Annotated in this window: 2 protein-coding genes; both read right to left on the bottom strand. The window is 54.1% G+C overall.

Annotation, left to right across the window (positions count from 1 at the left end; all coding sequences use genetic code 11):
* Positions 1-137: 137 nt before the first annotated feature.
* Entirely contained in the window at positions 138-551 is a 414-nt protein-coding gene (locus HFP54_RS25050) for a hypothetical protein (RefSeq protein WP_168567295.1), read from the bottom strand.
* 120 nt (positions 552-671) lie between these two features.
* Complete coding sequence (locus tag HFP54_RS25045; protein WP_168567294.1) at positions 672-1,295, bottom strand: DUF2238 domain-containing protein; 624 nt, start codon at positions 1,293-1,295, stop codon at positions 672-674.
* Positions 1,296-1,349 lie beyond the last annotated feature (54 nt).

The following is a 1,349-nucleotide window of genomic DNA, read 5'->3' as shown; positions in this document are numbered from 1 at the left end:
AAGGTAGCGACGTATCAATCAGCGTTACCAGTTGAGCATCGGTATCGGTCGGCGAACGTCCGGCGTCACCGGGCGGGGAGAGTAAAGTTGGCCATTTCAAATCCGGCCGCAAGCCCCGCTCCGTGTGCACGCCATGGTTATCCGCCGTTTTGGGTCGTTGGCGTACGGGAAATCGTTACGGTTTCCGCCAAGCCATCGACGGAAACACCAGCGGAATGCGCAACCTGGTAAATCAGCGATGCAATGGTGGCGTTGGTTTCGTCGATGGCAACGGTCGTCTTGCAAGCTTCGGCGGCCGACGGTTCGATGACGCAATCACGTGAAATGGCATCGCACAAAGTTTGAAGCAGGATTTCCGCAGGCATCGTCGCATTGAGCGTGAACCGCTTCTGGTAAGCCTTTGAGTGGGAAACATGTAAGTCACGTTCGGCTTTGAGATTTCGTATCTCGATTTGCTGTCGCGCAATCAATGCCACTAATGCAGCAATTAACACTCCGACCAATAAGGTGAATAACGAAAACCGACGTTGTTTAGTCGAAGTGGGGAACATTCGGGTCGCAGATCATCCAGGCGTGTATTTTAGTCGGATAACGTCACGCATCACCGGGCCGGGAAAGTTGATTATCCATTGCCAAAACGCTTGCAAGCCCGGCTCCGGTGCATGCGATGGTTATCCGCCATCTCGGGCACGCTGTGGAATCCATGAGTAGATCAATGGTACACAGAGCGTAGCCCCCAACAACGCCAAGGCCAAGTCTTTTTGGGCGTCCCAAACGTCACCTTGTTGCCCGTTGTACGATTCAGCCATCGCCGGAGAGAATGAAATGGCGATTTGCCACTCGATCACCTCGTAAATTGCCCCAATTGCAAGTACTACAGACGCGGCAAGAAAAGCCCCGCCTCGTGGCCTAAGTCCGCAAGTCGATTGCAGAAAGTCAGAGATGATGGGCAAGCCAAGGAAACCCGAAGCGAAGTGAACAAGTCGGTCGTAGTGATTTCGCTCCCAGCCGAAGAGGTCAGACAGTCTCATCCCGAGCAAAGTCTGCGTCCAGTTGTCGTATGGGACAAACGAGTAAATCCAACGAGCCCCGACTATGTGAAGCCAGAGAAAAGCAAACGAACAGGCGAGGCTAGCAACGCTCGGGTGAAATCGGTAAATCGCGATTGCAAGAAGTGTCACGCCAAAAACGGTGGGCACGTGCTGCAGGATCAGCTCCTGCGGGTACGGCGCGGCGATGAAGGAAGCTGGTACAGCTACCGTGGTCAATGCAAGTGCGACGAACCAACGTTTCATTGCGTCATAAGATCGGATAACGGTCGCGTTAACCGAGCGGGGGCGTGGAAACGC

This window comes from Crateriforma spongiae, assembly GCF_012290005.1.
Taxonomy (GTDB): domain Bacteria; phylum Planctomycetota; class Planctomycetia; order Pirellulales; family Pirellulaceae; genus Crateriforma; species Crateriforma spongiae.
Note: the sequence above shows the minus strand (reverse complement) of the source record. Positions and strands in the feature narration are given on the sequence as shown.